General features: G+C 56.6%; 16 protein-coding genes and 1 tRNA gene. 4 read left to right on the top strand and 13 right to left on the bottom strand.

Annotation, left to right across the window (positions count from 1 at the left end):
• Window positions 1-25: 25 nt before the first annotated feature.
• From pafA to FB556_RS06565, 8 genes are all read right to left on the bottom strand, one after another.
• Window positions 26-1,453 carry a Pup--protein ligase gene (gene pafA / locus FB556_RS06600; RefSeq protein WP_425461610.1) on the bottom strand — a complete coding sequence of 476 codons (1,428 nt, stop codon included), beginning with the start codon at window positions 1,451-1,453 and terminating at the stop codon, window positions 26-28.
• Window positions 1,447-2,112 carry a proteasome subunit alpha gene (gene prcA / locus FB556_RS06595; protein ID WP_246057249.1) on the bottom strand — a complete coding sequence of 222 codons (666 nt, stop codon included), beginning with the start codon at window positions 2,110-2,112 and terminating at the stop codon, window positions 1,447-1,449. Before prcA ends, pafA begins: the two co-directional genes overlap by 7 nt.
• Window positions 2,112-2,879: a proteasome subunit beta gene (prcB, locus tag FB556_RS06590; RefSeq protein ID WP_141865982.1), complete on the bottom strand. Its 768-nt coding sequence runs from the start codon at window positions 2,877-2,879 to the stop codon at window positions 2,112-2,114. Before prcB ends, prcA begins: the two co-directional genes overlap by 1 nt.
• A gap of 45 nt (window positions 2,880-2,924) precedes the next feature.
• Window positions 2,925-3,131, bottom strand: a complete 207-nt coding sequence (locus FB556_RS06585) for a ubiquitin-like protein Pup (protein ID WP_141865980.1) — start codon at window positions 3,129-3,131, stop codon at window positions 2,925-2,927.
• Between the two features lie 24 nt (window positions 3,132-3,155).
• Complete coding sequence (gene dop / locus FB556_RS06580; RefSeq protein ID WP_246057248.1) at window positions 3,156-4,814, bottom strand: depupylase/deamidase Dop; 1,659 nt, start codon at window positions 4,812-4,814, stop codon at window positions 3,156-3,158.
• Window positions 4,815-4,819: 5 nt separating this feature from the next.
• Complete coding sequence (gene arc, locus FB556_RS06575; protein ID WP_246057247.1) at window positions 4,820-6,535, bottom strand: proteasome ATPase; 1,716 nt, start codon at window positions 6,533-6,535, stop codon at window positions 4,820-4,822.
• A gap of 74 nt (window positions 6,536-6,609) precedes the next feature.
• Window positions 6,610-7,689 (bottom strand): tRNA (adenine-N1)-methyltransferase, encoded by a 1,080-nt coding sequence (locus tag FB556_RS06570; protein ID WP_141865978.1) that lies wholly within the window; start codon window positions 7,687-7,689, stop codon window positions 6,610-6,612.
• Between the two features lie 24 nt (window positions 7,690-7,713).
• Window positions 7,714-8,880, bottom strand: coding sequence for a site-2 protease family protein (locus FB556_RS06565; protein WP_170200394.1), 1,167 nt, complete (start codon window positions 8,878-8,880; stop codon window positions 7,714-7,716).
• Window positions 8,881-9,092: 212 nt separating this feature from the next.
• Between FB556_RS06565 and FB556_RS06560 the strand changes: the two genes are divergently transcribed.
• Window positions 9,093-10,040, top strand: coding sequence for a PAC2 family protein (locus tag FB556_RS06560; protein WP_141865974.1), 948 nt, complete (start codon window positions 9,093-9,095; stop codon window positions 10,038-10,040).
• A gap of 7 nt (window positions 10,041-10,047) precedes the next feature.
• Here the strand turns inward: FB556_RS06560 and mshC are convergent, their stop codons facing one another.
• From mshC to FB556_RS06545, 3 genes are read right to left on the bottom strand one after another with little or no spacing between them, the layout of a single operon-like run.
• Window positions 10,048-11,322: a cysteine--1-D-myo-inosityl 2-amino-2-deoxy-alpha-D-glucopyranoside ligase gene (mshC, locus tag FB556_RS06555; RefSeq protein WP_141865971.1), complete on the bottom strand. Its 1,275-nt coding sequence runs from the start codon at window positions 11,320-11,322 to the stop codon at window positions 10,048-10,050.
• A 58-nt stretch (window positions 11,323-11,380) separates the two neighbouring features.
• Window positions 11,381-12,214, bottom strand: a complete 834-nt coding sequence (locus FB556_RS06550; protein ID WP_141865970.1) for an undecaprenyl-diphosphate phosphatase — start codon at window positions 12,212-12,214, stop codon at window positions 11,381-11,383.
• 59 nt (window positions 12,215-12,273) lie between these two features.
• Window positions 12,274-12,579 (bottom strand): hypothetical protein, encoded by a 306-nt coding sequence (locus tag FB556_RS06545; RefSeq protein ID WP_141865968.1) that lies wholly within the window; start codon window positions 12,577-12,579, stop codon window positions 12,274-12,276.
• A gap of 236 nt (window positions 12,580-12,815) precedes the next feature.
• Here FB556_RS06545 and FB556_RS06540 point away from each other — a divergent pair, with 236 nt between their 5' ends.
• A complete protein-coding gene (locus FB556_RS06540; protein WP_379984922.1) occupies window positions 12,816-12,989 on the top strand; it encodes a DUF5703 family protein in 174 nt (57 codons plus the stop codon).
• On the opposite strand, the gene FB556_RS06535 is transcribed toward FB556_RS06540, so the two are convergent.
• Together FB556_RS06535 and FB556_RS06530 are read right to left on the bottom strand one after the other, a co-directional pair.
• Window positions 12,986-14,161, bottom strand: coding sequence for an acyl-CoA dehydrogenase family protein (locus tag FB556_RS06535; RefSeq protein WP_141865965.1), 1,176 nt, complete (start codon window positions 14,159-14,161; stop codon window positions 12,986-12,988). The two genes, FB556_RS06540 and FB556_RS06535, sit on opposite strands and share 4 nt — an antisense overlap.
• Window positions 14,162-14,180: 19 nt before the next feature.
• Window positions 14,181-15,515 (bottom strand): M20/M25/M40 family metallo-hydrolase, encoded by a 1,335-nt coding sequence (locus FB556_RS06530; protein ID WP_141865963.1) that lies wholly within the window; start codon window positions 15,513-15,515, stop codon window positions 14,181-14,183.
• Window positions 15,516-15,623: 108 nt separating this feature from the next.
• On the opposite strand from FB556_RS06530, the gene FB556_RS06525 reads away from it, so the two are divergent.
• Both FB556_RS06525 and FB556_RS06520 read left to right on the top strand, forming a co-directional pair.
• Window positions 15,624-15,709 (top strand) — tRNA-Leu (locus FB556_RS06525).
• Between the two features lie 128 nt (window positions 15,710-15,837).
• Window positions 15,838-17,016, top strand: a complete 1,179-nt coding sequence (locus FB556_RS06520) for a glycosyltransferase (protein WP_170200393.1) — start codon at window positions 15,838-15,840, stop codon at window positions 17,014-17,016.

Here is a 17,016-nt window from a genome sequence, read left to right as displayed (position 1 = left end):
TATTGTAGTGCGGTCAACCAAAAATCTAGTCGCTAGCTGAGGCGACTTTAGCAAACAGCTCATCGACGACGGAAATATCGGTTTCAAAGGGGTTCCGAACGTACAGCGTGTGCATCGGATAATAGTTCAGTTTCATATGCATCCAGTCCATCGAATATTCCATTCCCATGGCTCGAGCAGTTTCGATGAAACGATGCCGCAGCAATGCCCGAGTAGTAGCCGGCGGGTTATCATGCGCCGCCTGGACCTGGGCATCCGTCAGGACCCTGGCCGCCGCTCCCCTGGCCTCCAGGAGATTGAATAGTCCACGTTGCGGGTGAATGTCGTGATACGACATATCTAATTGCACCAACCGTGCGGCGTCCCAGTCGAGGTTGTTTTTCGTCGCATACGCAGTCATGAATTTATGTTTGATGGCCCAGTCGATCTCGGTGTCGATTGACGAGAAATCCTGACGAGCGATGGCTTGTAAGGTTCGGGACCACAAGTCCATGATCTGATCGAGGTAGTCGTGGTGTGGTCCTTGGCGCGCTAAAAAGTCTTGGGCTTGTGCCAAATAAAATTCTTGGATTTCTAGTGCCGTCATCGTACGACCGTCGGCTAAGTCTAACGGAGTATTGCCCGTGAGATCATGTGAGGTCTGCCGGATGGCGCGCACCGGGTGCGCCAACTGGAGGTTCGGTAAAGGTTTGCCGGATTCAATCAGGCGCAGCAACAGATCCGTGGCACCAAACCGCAACAGCTGGGTGGTCTCGGACATATTGGAGTCGCCCACGATGACGTGTAGTCTGCGGTATTTTGTGGAATCCGAATGCGGTTCATCGCGGGTGTTGATCATCGGGCGGGCGCGCGTTGACGACGACGAAATCGCTTCGTGCATGTAATCGGCGCGCTGCGAAAAGGCGAAATGCGGTTCAGCACGGCTAGGGAACTGATCAGCCAGCGGCAGCGCGGCCGGATCTTTGATGACCACGCCATTACCGGCTATGAGTTGCCGGGTGACGAGGAATGGCAGTAAAGCTTGGGTGAGTCGGCGGTACTGGGTGGTGCGCTCGATCATGTAGTTTTCGTGACTGCCGTAGGAGTTGCCCAGCGAATCCGCATTGTTGCGGTACAGGTAGATATCCCCATCGAAACCATCTTGCGCCATGGCCTGCTGGGCTTGCGTGACGAGCATGTGCATGATCGAATCGCCTGCAGCATCAGAAGCCAACAGCTCTTCGAGTCGAGTCGTCTCGGCGGTAGCGTATTCCGGGTGCGACCCCACATCCAGGTATAACCGCGACCCGTTGGGAATGAACACATTTGACGAGTTGCCCCAGGCCACGACCGGTTTGAACATGTACCGCGCCACCTCATCAGGGGCCAGTGGTCGTTTGGTCGGATGAACGGTGTGGACGCCGTATTCTGTTTCCACCCCAATGATTCTGGTTTCCACCCGGGCTCCTAAAATGTTTGCGGATCGAGGCGACGAAAAGCACGATGTGAGCCGCGCAGGGCTTGCGGGTCACGATCCAAGATCGCTAATTCCACGTGCGAACCGGTCGTGCCTAACTGCTCTCGAATGATCGAAACGGTCGCATCGAGCTCGCGCGCCGTCGGCGGCAGAGCCTCTTGGAGCTGGTGGTGTAGGTCTTGGGCGTTGCCGCCCAGGACCAAGAGCCCGTGGTGTTCTAATAGGGTGCCGTCAAACGTGATCTGGTAGAGCCGATCGTCTTCGGGTGCTGCTGCGACTTCGGCTACTGCGATTTCGACCTCAAAGGGTTTGGTACCGGATATAAACAGTTCGCCCAGAGTACGGGCATACATGTTGGCCAGGCCTCGAGCCGTGACATCCGAGCGTTCATACGCATATCCCCGCGTGTCGGTATAGCGGATGCCGGCCTGACGCAGTGCTTCAAACTCGTTGTAGCGCCCGACTGCACCCCAGGAAATCCGGTCATAGATCTCGGAGAGTTTGAATAATGATTGCGAGGCATTGTGGGTCAGCGAGACAATGCCTTGAGTGGTTGAAGCAAATACCACCGGTTGGCCGCGCCGGATCCCGGCCCGGGCGAAGTCCGCCCGGTCTTCCATCTGTTGTTGGGGTGAAACATACATGGGTGGTTGCACTAGTGTTTCCCCTCCAGCCCGATCACAAGGTCCGCAATCACGGACTCAGCGATCTTGTTGACGCCGTCACCGGTAACAACATACACGACCGGGTAGAGCTCTCTTACCGGATCAGGGCCGGCGGTTCCGGCATCCGCGTCGGCGGCATCGATCAGAGCTTGCAGGCTGGCTTCGATCGCTTCATGGCTCGTGGCTTCGGGTGACCACAGGCGCTTCAGGGTGGTCAAGGCATAGGGTGAACCGGACCCGATGGATTGCCAGTTGCGTTCTTCAAAGCGACCACCGGTGATGTCGTAGGAGAAGATTTTGGCGTCGCGCGTTCCCGGCGTGACGCCGGCAAAAAGTGGGACCGCCGAGATGCCTTGCATGGCGTGGCCCAGATGCCCGCGGACCAGGGCGGCCAGCCGGTTGGCTTTGCCTAACAGGCTCAGCTGGGTGCCTTCGAGTTTTTCGTAGTGTTCTAATTCCACCGCGAACAGTCGTGCCATATCGATCGCAATCCCGGCCACTCCGGCGACGCCGACCAGGGAGTGCGAATCGGCGGCGAAGACTTTTTCCATGTGCGATGAGGCGATGCGGTTGCCGATCGTGGCGCGACGATCTCCGACCATGACCACGCCGTCGGAAAATTTCAGTGCGGTGATCGTGGTGGCTTCCATCAGATCGGGGCGCGACTCAACGTGACGGGGCATCAGCTCGGGATGTTGCTGTTGCAGGTGGGCCACGAATGAGGCTTCCATCCCGAGCGGCTCGTTAGGCGAAATCATGGTTGGTATAGGGTGCTTTCTTCACGGTGGGTGCGGGGTAGGCGGTTACTGGCCGCCCTTTTGGACGAATCCTTGAACGAATTCTTCAGCGTTGACTTCCAAGACGTCGTCGATCTCATCAAGCAATGAGTCCAGGTCGGAAGTCTGGGCTGCGGCCGATCCCGGTGCCGGGGTGCCTTCGGGCAGCGGATCGGGAATGTGCGGATCGTCGTCTCGTTGCTGCGATGCTTGGCGGCGTTGGTCTTGTGCCATGTTCAACTCCTTATAACTTCCGGACTAGTGGCGCCCGGTTACTCTATATGGTTTTAACAGCTCTAACAGCGCGGCTATTTCTTCGCGGTTGTCCGGCGTGTCGTCCAGCGTGAGCTGGGGTTGCTCGGGAGCTAAGAGCGCGTTGTCCTCCTGCTGGGCCCCAGCCAGTGGCTCTAGCAGGTGGTAGCGGTGGAGCGGTCCGGAGCGAAACGGTCTGACCAGTACCGACTCCCAGGATACTCCGGCCAGGTGGGCACCAAAACGATCGATGAGTCGGCCGCGTGTCCAGGCCCTGGTGGTGGACGGGGGCATATGCATGGCGTGGTTGATTTGGGCGTCGGTGACCAACGTGCGCATGGCGCCGCGGGCTACGAGCGTGTAGTAGAGTCCCTTATCTTGACGCAAGTCGGCCCATTGCAGATCGAGCATGGCTAGTTTCGCGTCGCCCCATTGCAGGTTGTGGCGTGTGCGCATGCCGTTGAGCAGCTGATACTTGGCCACCCAGTCCAGACGGTCGGCCAATTGTGCCGGATCATGTTCCAGTAAGTCTAAGACGTCAGCCCAGGCGGTTACCACGTCTTGCGATTGTGCATCGTCGATGTCGTAGCGGTCCAGATACGCCTGAGCGGCTTGTTGATAGATACGTTGAATGTCGATGGGGGTCATCCAGCCTCGGCCGTTGACCAGCACCGAGGTTTGTAGGGTGGGATCATGCGAAATGTCTTGGAGAGCTTGGACCGGTTCGGCAAGTTCGACCATCGGCAGTTCACCCAGTTCAATCATCGATAACACTAAAGAGGTCATGCCGATGCGCAGCCACGTGGAGTACTGCGACAGGTTGGCATCTCCGATGATCACGTGCAGACGTCGGTAAGTCTCAGGTTGGGCGTGCGGTTCGTCTCTGGTGTTGACGATAGGACGTCGGATCGTGGTTTCTAATCCAATTTCTTCTTCAAAAAAGTCGGCGCGCTGAGAGATTTGAAAACCGGGGCGCTGGTTGAGGTTCCCGATGCCGACCCGCCCGGCCCCGGTGATGATTTGTCGGGTTGTGAAAAACCCTAAAAGATGTTCGGCCAGTTCGGTGAAGTCTAAGTCTCGGGCCACCAAATAGTTCTCGTGGGCCCCGTAGGACACGGACTTCGAGTCGGTGTTGTTTTTATACAGCAGAATCTGGGCCGCACCGTCTTGGCTGGCAATGTGCTCGGCGGCCTGTTGGGCGATCCTGTCTCCTGCTTGATCCCAGATAACGGCGTCAAGCGGGTTGGTGGTTTCTGGTGCCGAGTATTCCGGGTGGGCGTGATCGACATAGAAGCGTGCACCATTGGGCAGGATGAGGTTGACCAGCATGTGGACGTCTTGACCATCTGCGGTGACCAGTGTCTGGTCGGTCAGCTGGGTTGGATGGGCAATTGAGCGTGGCATCTGCCAACCGCGAGCGTCAGATAGCGGGGATTCTTCGTTATAGTCCCACTCTGTGGAGGCCACGTTGGTGCCCTGTTGAGCCAATTTGTGGCCATAGGCATTGATGAGTTCTAACGACATGACCGAATGGGACGCTTCGGGGTGTGCCGGGGCGTGGATGCCGAATTCGGTTTCTAGACCCACCACCCGGTGGACTCCGTAGCCTACGGTGGGTCGATCGGCTGGGAATTTGGCAGCAAGAGCTTCAGGAATCAACGACACGTGAGTTATCGATCCTGTCCGCTCTGCAGTACTCGCAGTGATGCGGCCTGAGCACCGCGATGTCCGGCGAGTCGCAACCATTGCTGTGGGGCCGAAGTGTCCGGAAGGTCTAGCTGTTGCGCTTTTTCTTCTCGAATGGCCTGGACCAGGTGCCCGGTTCGGATGCCCTTGGAGGCGTGGTGGTCGGTCTGTGCGGCACTGAGATAGTCCTTGATGGCTAGGCGCTTGGCACGGTCGACAATATTGGCGATGGTCGCCCCGGAGACGAAATCGGCAAAGTATAAGATCTCGGTGGAGCCGTCCAGGTAGGTCACCTCGACAAACTCATTAGTCGAGTTGCGGGCGTAGAGAGCCTCGACGGATTCTTCGATCATGTGGTCGATGGCGGTAACCACCTGACCGTGCGACACGATTTCTTCAGGATGAATTGGCACATCGGTGCGTAAGTATATCCGGAAGATTTCCCGTGCGCCGTGAGCATCTGGTCGATCGACACGGATTTTGACATCCAGTCGTCCGGGGCGCAGGATAGCCGGGTCGATCATGTCTTCCCGGTTTGATGCACCGATCACAATCACATTTTGTAGGGCTTCAACGCCGTCAATTTCGGCCAGCAGCTGCGGCACGATGGTGGTCTCGACATCCGAGGAGGTGCCACTGCCGCGAGTGCGGAATAAGGATTCCATCTCATCGAAGAAGATGACAACCGGGTACCCGTCCGAGGCCTTCTCACGAGCACGCGAGAAGATCGTACGAATATGCCGTTCAGTCTCCCCCACGTACTTATTCAGCAGCTCAGGGCCCTTGATATTCAAAAAGTAGGAGTGATCCACCCCGTCGGCACGTTCTGCAAGTGACTGCGCGACGGCCTTGGCGATCAGGGTTTTCCCCGTGCCGGGCGGGCCGTATAATAAAATGCCCTTGGGTGGTTGCAGATGGTGTTCTTGGTAGAGCTCAGGATACAGAAACGGCAATTCGACTGAATCACGGATCTGTTCAATCTGTTTGCCAAGCCCACCGATGTCATCGAACGTCGCATCCGGGACTTCTTCCAGCATGACATCCTGCACATCGGAAATATCCAGTACCTGGGTGGCGTAGCCGGAACGGTAATCTACCAACACGGCATCACCGATGCGGATTCGCTGGTCTTTGAGCTCTCCGGCACGTTTGACCACGTGTTCATCGTCGCTGCGACCAACGATGACCAATCGATGATCTTCAAGGACTTCTTTGACGCGGCCTGTTTCGCCGGTGGGGCTGGTACCCAGCACCGCCACTATGGATAGCCCCTCATCCAAGAGCACTTCACTGCCGGGGGTCACCGAGGTCGGAGTGAGTAACGGGGAAATATGCGTTCGCATTTTACGACCCGAATACAAAATGTCAGCACTTGGGCGGGCAACCGCTGGCAGTTCAACCTCAGGATCGTGTTCCCTGCCCGCATGTACCTCAAGTACAGTGCCAAAGCTGAACGGTGGTTGAGCGTTGTCGGCAATGGAATCTTTGAGCGAGGTGATCTCTTCGCGCGTGAGGTTCAAAATATCAACCATGCGCCGATTATTTCGGGCAGCGGCGTCAAGATCGGCACGTAGTTGCCGATTATTTTCCACCAAGGTCGCCAGTCGACGTCGCGTCGAATCGTATCTATGTTGCAAGTCGTTGTGCACTTGGGCAGAGACTGGTTCCTGGGGAGCTTCGATCGGCGTGTTGTCGGCCAAGCTAACACTACCTCCAATAGGTTGGGCTCGAATGTGATCCTAGTCTACGTGGCTTCCACCGCTTGGCGGTGAGGTTATGCCGGCTGCTCATCGTCTGATGGCGAATTTTCCTGCGCCACGGCACCTTCTAAAGACTCGACAGCTCGTTGGGCTTGTGCCTTGGACTGCCGGACCGCTTTTTTGGCACGCTTGATGGTCGGCTCGCGATGACCATGTTGTTCTGCACGCCATTGGGTTTCATCCTCGGGAGTCCAAATGTCCATGTCTTCTTGCTGGAACGTTTTGATCCGTCGACGCAGCTCCAAACCCTCTTGACCCAACGCAAGACGACGCGCCATGATCAGAAATCCGGTGTGACCAACCATGCGGTGCTGCGGCCGAACTGCTAGCCCATCGAGGTGCCAGCCGCGCAGCATGGTCTCAGAGGCTTCAGCAGCAGTAAACCGGCCATCGTCACGGATGGCTTCATGAATGCGCGACAATTGGGTAGCCGTGGCGACGTAGTTGAGCCACACTCCCCCGGGTGCTAAAAGGGTTGCCACCGTATCGACGGCCTCCCACGGGGCCAGCATGTCAAAGACCACTCGATCGATGCTGCCGGGCTCATGGTCTACCAATGCTTCTTCTTGCACATCTCCCAGGGTGATACTGAATGCAGGATGGCGTTGGCCAAAAAATGTGGTCACGTTGGCTTCGGCTATCTCGGCGAAATCGGCTCGACGTTCATAAGAAAACACTTTGCCGTGATCCCCGACCGCCCGCAGCAGGGCGATGGACAATCCTCCAGAACCGACCCCAGCTTCCAGAACGCGGGCGCCGGGGAAGATGTCGGCCAGATGAATTATTTGGCCCGTGTCCTTGGGGTAAATGACCGTGGCTCCGCGCGGCATCGACAACACGTAATCCGAGATCAGGGGGCGCAGCACCTGATATTCAAAACCGTGGGTATTTTCGATCACCACACCCTCGGGGCCGCCAATGATATCGTCATGGCGCAACACCCCGTGTTGGGTGTGGAACTCTTCACCCGCCAACAGGGTGATCGTGTTGAGCTTGCCACGCTCGTCGGTCAGCTGTACACGCTCACCGGCTCGCAGCGGGCCGCGGCGTGTCCGTGCACCGACCGGTATGTGGTTGTCACCCGTAGGGGTCATTCAACAGTCCTTTCGAAAAACTGATTAGACATGGAGCCGGCCAGCAAGCGTCTCTGGGTTGATGATGCCGACGATGCGATGAGGTGTGTCCGTGGTGTCGACGACCGCGATCAGATCGTTGGGGTGTGCCATGATCGTGGTGAATAAGTGTTCTACGGTCGCTGTCGCCTGAATTTGGGCCTGGGGATTTACCGCACGCGACACCGTGCTCACCGGGAGATCCCATGCAGCTCGTGGCACAGTACCTAGCGCAGCATAGTCGATCAAACCCACCAGGACCTCATGCCCGGTCGTCTGATCGACGTCCAGCACCGCAACCGGGAGCTGCTGGTATTCAAACCCGGGCCGAGTTCCGGTCAGTAATGGCACCAGTTGGGAGATGTTGCTATCGGCCAAGATGGTCTGGACGGGCGTCATCAGATCCGTGATGCGCATTTGCTCGGCCAGCAGCTGCATTCTGGCCGCCCGGATCGTCGCGGAAGCGGCTTGCCACAGCATGGTGGCGACCATGATGACGATAAGCATCCCGAAAATTGACACGTCACCGGTTTGGGCCCATGGCACGACGATGCCGCCCAAAACCAACAGCCCGACGATAATCCGCCCAGACCAGCCGGCAGCACGCATGCCACGTGCACGAGATCCGGTTCTCGCCCACACCGCAGATTCGACCACCCGCCCACCGTCTAACGGGAGACCCGGTAATAGGTTGAACACCCCAATTAAGAGGTTGGTCCACACCGTGACGCTGAGCAGTACTTGGGTCGTGTCCGAAGGATCCTCCAGAATCTGCACCACAGCCCAGGCAGCTCCGGCGATCAACAAGTTAGAAACGGGTCCAACAATAGCCACGAATAACGACCGAAGCGGTGTTTGCGTCCTGCCTCGCGCCGAGTGTTCATATACCGTGACTCCACCCCAGAAATTCAGGGTGATCTCATTGACCTGCCATCGAAAAGATAGGGCCGCAAGCGCGTGGGCAAGTTCATGCAACAGGACCGTGCCGAACATAATCAGCGCAAAACATACCGCAACCGCCCAGGTCCATTCAACGCTGGCATCTGGCAGCGCCTGAGCAAATGTGGGTCGAAAAATTACCACGATCAGCGCGGCGAAAAACCACCAGGTCCAACTAACATAAATCGGCACACCTGCGACCGCGGCGATCTTGAGGCCTTTTTTGGAAAGCATGCCCGATGGTCCGTTCTTGCAGTCATTGACAACAGTGTTTGTTAAACTCTGCCACACTTTGTCTCGGGGCAAGCCAAAGTCGTTGCAGTGAAAACGCTTTGCGCCGACGGCGTGACAATGAACCGTAGTCACCATGGCGTAGCTGTATCACCGGGTAGTTCTGTTAGCTAAGCTGGTACCAAGAGTTTTTGTGAACATATCGAATGGATTGTATGTCTGAATTTTCTGGTAACGACCAGAGCTTTTTGGGCTGGTTGACACAGCACACCCCCGCGTTGGCCGGTCGCACTGCTCGCCCTGCGCGCATCATGGTTGCAGCTTTTGAAGGCTGGTCTGATGCCGGGGACGCGGCGAGCGATACGGTCGAAGAGATCGCCCGGCAAACCAATGCTGATCTATTGACCGAGCTGAATCAGGATGAATACTACGACTATCAGGTCACGCGGCCAGTCGTGACACGAAATGCGGATGGGACTGGGCAGCTGGATTGGCCTCGAACTCGAGTGTTCCATGCGCTTGCCGGACTCACACACCCTGATCAACCTGAGCTGTACTTTGTGCTGGGTACCGAGCCGAGTCTGCGATGGCGTCACTTTGTCAAAGAGATTTTAGACGCTGCAGAACGGTGGGATATCGATGCGGTCATCGTCACCGGTGCATTATTAGCTGACGTGCCGCACTCTCGTCCGCTGTCTCCCAGTAAATCCAGCGCCTCAACGTCGCTGCGTGACACCCTCGATGGGTTTATCACTCCAACCTACGAAGGACCGACCGGGATTACTGGGGTGCTAAGTGATGAGGCCGCGAATCGGGGCTGGCCTACGATTGCAACGTGGGTAGCCGTCCCCCACTACGTGGCCCAATCACCATCGCCCAAAGCCCAACTCGCGCTTACCAAAGAGCTCGAAGAGCTGCTGGGGTTGCGGCTAAATCTCAAGTCGCTAGCAGATGAGGCAGCAGCATGGGAGCGCGGAGTTGACGAGCTGGCAGCAGAGGATCCAGATGTCGCAGCGTATATCCAACAGCTAGAAGAAGCTCGGGACACCGAACAACTACCGGAGGCCTCCGGGGAGCAGATCGCCAGAGAATTTGAACGTTATCTCAAGCGCCGTGACGAAGATGACGGCGGTTCCGCCACTCAAGGTGGCGGAACGCGCTAAAAACGAATTAGTAGAGCTTGATGCCCAGCAGGGCGTCAAGAACCACGGCTATTGTGATCGACGGTAGGTCGCTGGCACGTGGGATTCCCCGCGCGATGCTTTCTTGAGCCCACTGGTCGACGGCGTCGAGAGCCCGAGGCGCGTCGAGGTCGTCGGAGAGGGCCGCAAAGATGTCCTTGAGTACGGTCTCGGCGTCACCGGCTTGCTCACATGCTAGGGCGCTGCGCCACGTTTGGAAGCGCTTGGTAGCCTCGCCGAGTTTTTCATGGCTATAAGACCAGTCGCTGCGATAGTGATTCGACAGCAGCAAGGCGCGGATTGCCATGGGTGATTCTACCCGCGATACGAGATTTGACACGAGCTCGAGGTTGCCCAGCGACTTGGACATTTTGACCCCGTCGAGCCCCACCATGCCGGAATGCACAAAGTATTCGGCCATTGGCTGGTGGGTCACTGCAGTGGTATGGGCTGCTGAAAATTCGTGGTGTGGGAAGCGTAGATCTGAGCCGCCACCCTGCACAGTAAATGGCGCTGGTAGCGTATGATACGCGATCGCTGAGCATTCGACATGCCAGCCGGGACGACCATCGCCTAGGACGTCGTCGTGCCAGTACGGTTCGCCTTCTCGACGAGCTGACCAAACAAGTGGATCCAGCGGGTTGCGCTTACCGGCGCGCTGTGGATCGCCGCCACGCTCGGGGAAGAACTCGATCATTTCTTCTAGACTGTGCGTCCCCACGGAACCAAGTCGCCAATCTGTGTGGTCTTCGGCCGCTTCAATTGAGAAGTAGATATCTCCATCCGGGTTCTTGGCGTCACCCGGAACGGTGTAGGCGACGCCGGCGTCCAGCATTTCGCGAACCATGGTTCGAACCCAGTCGACTGTCTCTGAAACGCTTAAATAATGGGATGGTGACAGCACATTGAGGTGCTGCATATCGGAGCGGAAGAGATTTGTTTGGTCTTCACTGAGTTCTCGATAATCAATGCCCATTTCATTCGCTCGTTCAAACAGCGGGTCATCTACGTCGGTAACGTTTTGGGTGTAGGTAACTCGGTGTCCGGCGGCAAGCCAGTAACGGTACAACAAGTCGAACGCCACGTAGGTGTTAGCGTGCCCCAGATGGGTCGCATCATATGGGGTAATACCACACACATACATAGTGGCGTGGTCGTCTGTTACCGTGACCCGTTGTTTTTCCTGGGTGACAGTATCAAATAAATGCAAATTATCTTGCTGGGCTGGTAGGGCCACCGGGAACGGCGTGATCCAAGATTTCATGAAAACTCTCAAGTTCCTTACGAATGTCTGATCCGATGAGGGTAACAACTGTGATGGGTCAAGCGCTAATTACTCCTATTCCCAGCAGAATGTAGAGGGCTGCCCCCAGTAAAATGCGGTACCATACAAAGATTTTGAACGAGTTATTCGAAATAAATCGCATCAGCCACGCAATGACGGCGTAGCCCACCAGGAAGGCAACGAGCGTGGCAACCATGGTTTCACCCATGCCATAAGGCGCTGCGGGATCGGGGCTTGCGATGGACTTCCCCAGTTTATAGAAACCGGACGCAAAAACAGCAGGAACTGCCAACAAAAAGGCATAGCGCGCAGCTGCTTCACGGGTGTAACCCAGGGCCAGACCCATGGTGATAGTACCACCGGAACGAGACACACCCGGTATGAGCGCCAAGGCTTGGGCGAGACCATACAGAATGCCATCACGCCAGCTCAGCCGTGTGAGGGGTCTGATTTGTTTACCCCAAGTATCGGCCATGGCTAGGAGCACGCCGAAGACGATCAGCATTGTGGCAACGATCCACAGCGACCGGAAGGTCGTATCAATGCGGTCTTCAAACAATAGGCCGAGGACACCAATGGGAATTGAACCGACAATAATCAGCCAGCCCATACGAACCGCTGGCTCTGAATGCGGGACTTTGCCGAAAACGGCTTTGAACCACTGCGAGATGATATGTGTGATATCTCGCCAGAAGTACAACAGGACCGCAAGTTCGGTACCAATTTGAGTAATGGCGGTAAAGGCTGCCCCGGGATCCGCTGCACCGGGCAAGAATTCGCCGACAACACGCAGGTGCGCCGACGAAGAAATCGGCAGAAATTCCGTTAGGCCTTGGACCAGGCCAAGGATGATTGCTTCAATCCAGTTCACCTGGTCAACCCTACGACACTCGGCCGTGAAATTTTTGACGCTACGCCATGTAAGGCGCGTTAGTCGTCAGATTCATCTACCCCATCGATCTCGATCTCGTCGAAGTCGTCTTCGTCATCATCGAAAGATTCGAAGTCGTCTTCGTCATCATCTTCGTCGTCATCATCTTCGAAGATATCTAACGGAGTGACTTCGCCGGTTGCCTCATAGAGGGTATCTTCATAGGCTTCGAAGGCATCGGCCAGCGCATAGTATGCATGTTCTAGCGCGGGGTCATCATCACCACGTTTATTGGTGGCTGCGGCGAGATGTTCTTGGAGTGCTGAAGTGAGGGCCTCAAGGGAAACGCGGGGATCAGTGCTCATGAACTCTAGGCTAGCTTGGATTGATGCAGGTGACTACACTTTGCTCATTTGTGTGCTCGGCCAGGTGCGAAACCGCTGTGGCGATACGTTCCGATTTTGGGGCGAGCTGACTACAGTAGGTGTAATTCTTTGGATTTACCGGCCGTTAGACCACCTAGGAGGGCCACCGAGTGCGAGACACACCGATTATCAGCAGTGTTGATTCTCTAACCCGAAGACATTCATGGGAGTACCTGGTGATTACGGTTGCACCCGGTGAATCGTTGGCTCAAGCACGTCAACGGTTGGTCGAACACGCCGAGTATGGCCACTGGGAGTTGCAGCGCACCTTGTTGTACCGGGGTGGAACTCGACGTTTCTGGTTGCGTCGTAAGGCCATAAAAGTCGAGTCCACCCTGGTCGCCGTCTAGTCTTCCAGCGGACCGAGACCAAACGTTGCAAACGTCGTGTGGGCAGACTCATCATTCGACGGGTGGTACACCCCGGCCATAACATCACGGTAAAGCCGCGCGATTTCTTCGGTCCGGTGATACCCCGCGCCACCTGAGGCTTCGAAAGCATAATCGACTTGCGCCTTAGCCACCCGAACCGCGGAGATCTTGTTCGCCACGAGTCGAGTGAACCATTCGTCCCCATACTCGGCGAGTTGGGTGATGGCTTCTGCCAGCCCGGACAGCTGTTGATCCTGAGTCATCTGGCGCAAGATCGCCTCGCCGTGTTTGTACCGTAGGATCGGATCCTGCGACAGTGCGGTGCCGTGTACTTTTGACCGACGCGTGTGGAGCTTCTCGGCAGCTATTTGGACTGCTCGGTCACCAATACCGGCGTAGACCGCTGCGATGAATGTCAAAAACGCTGCGAAAATGGCAAACGTGAGAAGGTCCTGGTTCGGTCCGGTCGGTATCCTTCGAATAACCCGATCGGCAGGCGCGCTGACCCCGTCGAGTTTCGTGACAAACGACTGCGTAGCCCGCATTCCCAACATGTCCCAGCGAGATCCATCCGATTCAGTGTTACCGGCCTCTCGATCTACGATCGCGTAAATGAGCTCACTGCCGTCTGGGCTCTTACCGAATACCCCCAGGCGGGTCCAAACCGGAGACAGTGTGGTGAAGATTTTGGTACCGGTGAATCGAACCGAGCCGTCAGATTGGTCTTCTGCTAGCGTTTCGGAGTCGAACAGGACGGCGTCGTTGCCGGCCTCGGAAATACCAAATGCGTAAATCTCGCCGGCGGCTGCCTCTTTGAGGATGAAGTCTAGGTCGTGGTTGCCATGGGCGCGGAAGATCCAGGCGACACCGGACCAGATCAGATGCATGTTGACCGCGAGCGCAGTGGCGGGAGCATAAGCGGCAAGCTTCTTTTGGGCATCGACTACCGTTGCAAAATCCCACCCGAGTCCCCCGTCTTCAATGGGCGTTAGGGCTGCTAGGTACCCGGACTGTTTGAGGGCTGCCAAATCTTCATGCGGAAACTCGTTGTGCGCATCGTACCCGGCCGCTCGATCTCGGATGTCGTTGAGGAGCTCTTCGGTGAGTATCGCATCAATGCGGTCTTGATATTTCGAATATGGTAATCCCATAGTGTCCTTTCACAAGACGTTAGTTTTGTGGCTCTAAGATGCGTAGCAGCGCACGGACGCCGAAATCGAGTGAGTCAATTGGCATGCGCTCGTCAATTCCGTGGAAGAGCTCTGGAAACGCTAGATCATCCGGTAGCTGTAAGGGAATGAAACCGTAACCGGCAATCCCTAATCGTGACAGCGCATTATTGTCGGTGCCGCCGGACATCATGAACGGCAGCACTACGGCATCTGGATCTTCTTGTGCGATGGCGCTGATCATGGCGTCGACGAGCGGGCCAGCAAACGGTGCTTCGATGGCTTGGCGGGCATGTTCGTAGTCAACATGCACAGACTCGCCGGCGAGTTCGCGAATGGTGGCAAGGAGTTCTTCATCTTGACCCGGCAATGGTCGAGCATCGACGGTCGCCTCGGCTTTTCCTGGGATCACATTGTGTTTATAGCCTGAAGTCAGTCCTGTGGGATTTGAGGAGTTACTCAACGTGGAGCCCACAAATGCCACAGCAGACCCGATAGCTTCCAGCTGTGGGGCAGGGTTGGTTTCGTCAAAGGGCACTCCCATGAGTCGCGACACGTCCTCCATGAGCTGGCGAGTCGTGTCGGTGTAATGCAAGGGCCATTTGTGGTGACCGATGGCCGCGATCGCATCTGCCATTTTTGTTACTGCGTTATCCGAGTGTCGGGTCGAACCATGCCCTGGGGTACCGGTGGCGGTGAGGTTGAGCCATGCGATGCCTTTTTCTGCGGTCTGCAGGAAGTAGGCGCGTTTTCCCGCGACGGTCGCGCTGAAACCTCCGACCTCGGAGATCGCTTCGGTTGCGCCTTCAAATAAATCGGGACGGTGGGTCACGAGCCAGTCCGATCCGTAGACTCCCCCGGCTTCTTCATCCCCAAAGAATGCCAGGATGATGTCGCGTCGTGGACGTTGAGCGGTGGCATGCAGATGCTCCAGGGCTGTGAGCATGACTGCATCCATGCCCTTCATATCTGCTGCGCCGCGACCATAGATCACATCATCAATTACCGCAGCGGAGAACGGATCCACAGACCACTCGGTGGCATCAGCTGGGACAACATCAAGATGCCCGTGTAGGACTAGTGCTGGTGCAGCAGGATCCCAGCCCCGCATGCGTCCAACGACGGATGTGCGGCCCGGTTCGGACTCGACAATCTCTGGGTGCATGTTCATGGCTTCCATCAAAGCGGCGCAATATGCTGCTGCCTCTGGTTCGCCACGTGAATCATTTCCGCCGTAGTTGGTGGTGTCGATTTGAATGAGATCTCGAGTGATTTTCGTAACTCGATCGCGGAAAATTCCAGGCGAAATCGAGTCGGAGTCAGAAAGTTGAGCCATACTGCCACCTTAGCGAACCCGATAAGACACGACCATGGTGCGCGGTCGGTCGGGAGTGTGTTATGCTTATCGCTGTTGCCTTCTCCTTCGCCGGAGAATACACCACCAGCGCGGGTGGCGGAATTGGTAGACGCGCAGCGTTGAGGTCGCTGTGAGCTTTATCGCTCGTGGGGGTTCAAGTCCCCCTCCGCGCACGTTTGGCACAAGGATCGGGACTTCAGCTTTTGCTCGTCCCGATCCTTTCGTTTAAGCACTACTATCGTCTCTTGTGGGAGCAGCTGAGCATATCGTGGACGAACGACTCACCATCGTTATGATTTCTATGCACACCTCTCCCCTGGCTCAACCTGGACAGGGTGATGCCGGTGGTCTGAATGTTTATGTGCGCAATCTGACCGAGGCTCTGATATGCGCCGGTCACCAAGTGCTCTGCTTTACCCGCAAAACTTCGGTTCGCGATGCGACCGTTGTACTCGATGAAAAAACTCAGTCCAAAGTGATCCCTCTTGTGGCCGGACGACTCGCGTTAGCCAAAGAAGCCTTGATTGGCTTGACGACACAGTTTGCCCAGACGATGTTGCCGGTCATCCGGGAGTTGGCGCAGCATCGTGTGGTTATGCATTCCCATTACTGGCTCTCCGGAGTGGTAGCGCTGGAAGCTTCTGAACAGCTGAACTGTCCGGTGGTACACACGATGCACACATTGGGAGCCGCAAAAAACGTCTCTGCCCCCGGCACTGAACCGCCGTACCGCCTTGAACGAGAAGCATTAATCAGTACAAAAGCTAGTGCCCTGATCGCTAACACCGCGGTGGAAAAGCACGAACTGATACAGCACACTGGGGTGAGTGCCAAGAAGATCACAGTCGTCCATCCCGGCGTCGACCACGACATCTTCGATCCGAAAGGTCCCAGCTACTGGCCGGGTCGAGACTATGCTGACAGCCCCAGAATTCTATTTGCTGGACGGTTGCAGCATTTTAAAGGACCGCACGTGCTGATTGATGCCTTGGCCGATCTGCAAAAGCGTGGCGTAGACCCGCTGCCCGTCATTCATTTCACGGGGGCGAGCTCTGGAAACCAAACCTATGATGTGCGTGCCAGAGCCCATCTGCTGGGGGTAGCCAAAGCCTGCTCCTTTGCTCCACCGGTTCAGCCCGATACATTAGCCAGTATTATGCGCGCCGCTGACGTGGTTGCCATGCCGTCTGTTGCTGAGTCGTTTGGACTAGTGGCACTGGAGGCCCAAGCCTGTGGGACACCGGTCATCGCACATCGGGCAGGCGGACTCACCACGGCCGTGGTCGATGGCCTGACTGGGCAGCTGATCGATTCACTTGATCCCCACGCCTGGGCTGATGCGTTGGCCTCCGTAGTCCACGACCCAGCGACATGGCAAAAGTTCGCAGCTGCGGGTATTGAACACGCTGCGGGATTTTCCTGGGCTGCAATGGCAGCGCGCATGGCCGGGATCTATATGCAAACGCTGAGCGACCATTAA

This window comes from Enteractinococcus coprophilus (assembly GCF_006716305.1).
GTDB lineage: Bacteria > Actinomycetota > Actinomycetes > Actinomycetales > Micrococcaceae > Yaniella > Yaniella coprophila.
This window is presented reverse-complemented; position numbering and strand designations above follow the sequence as displayed.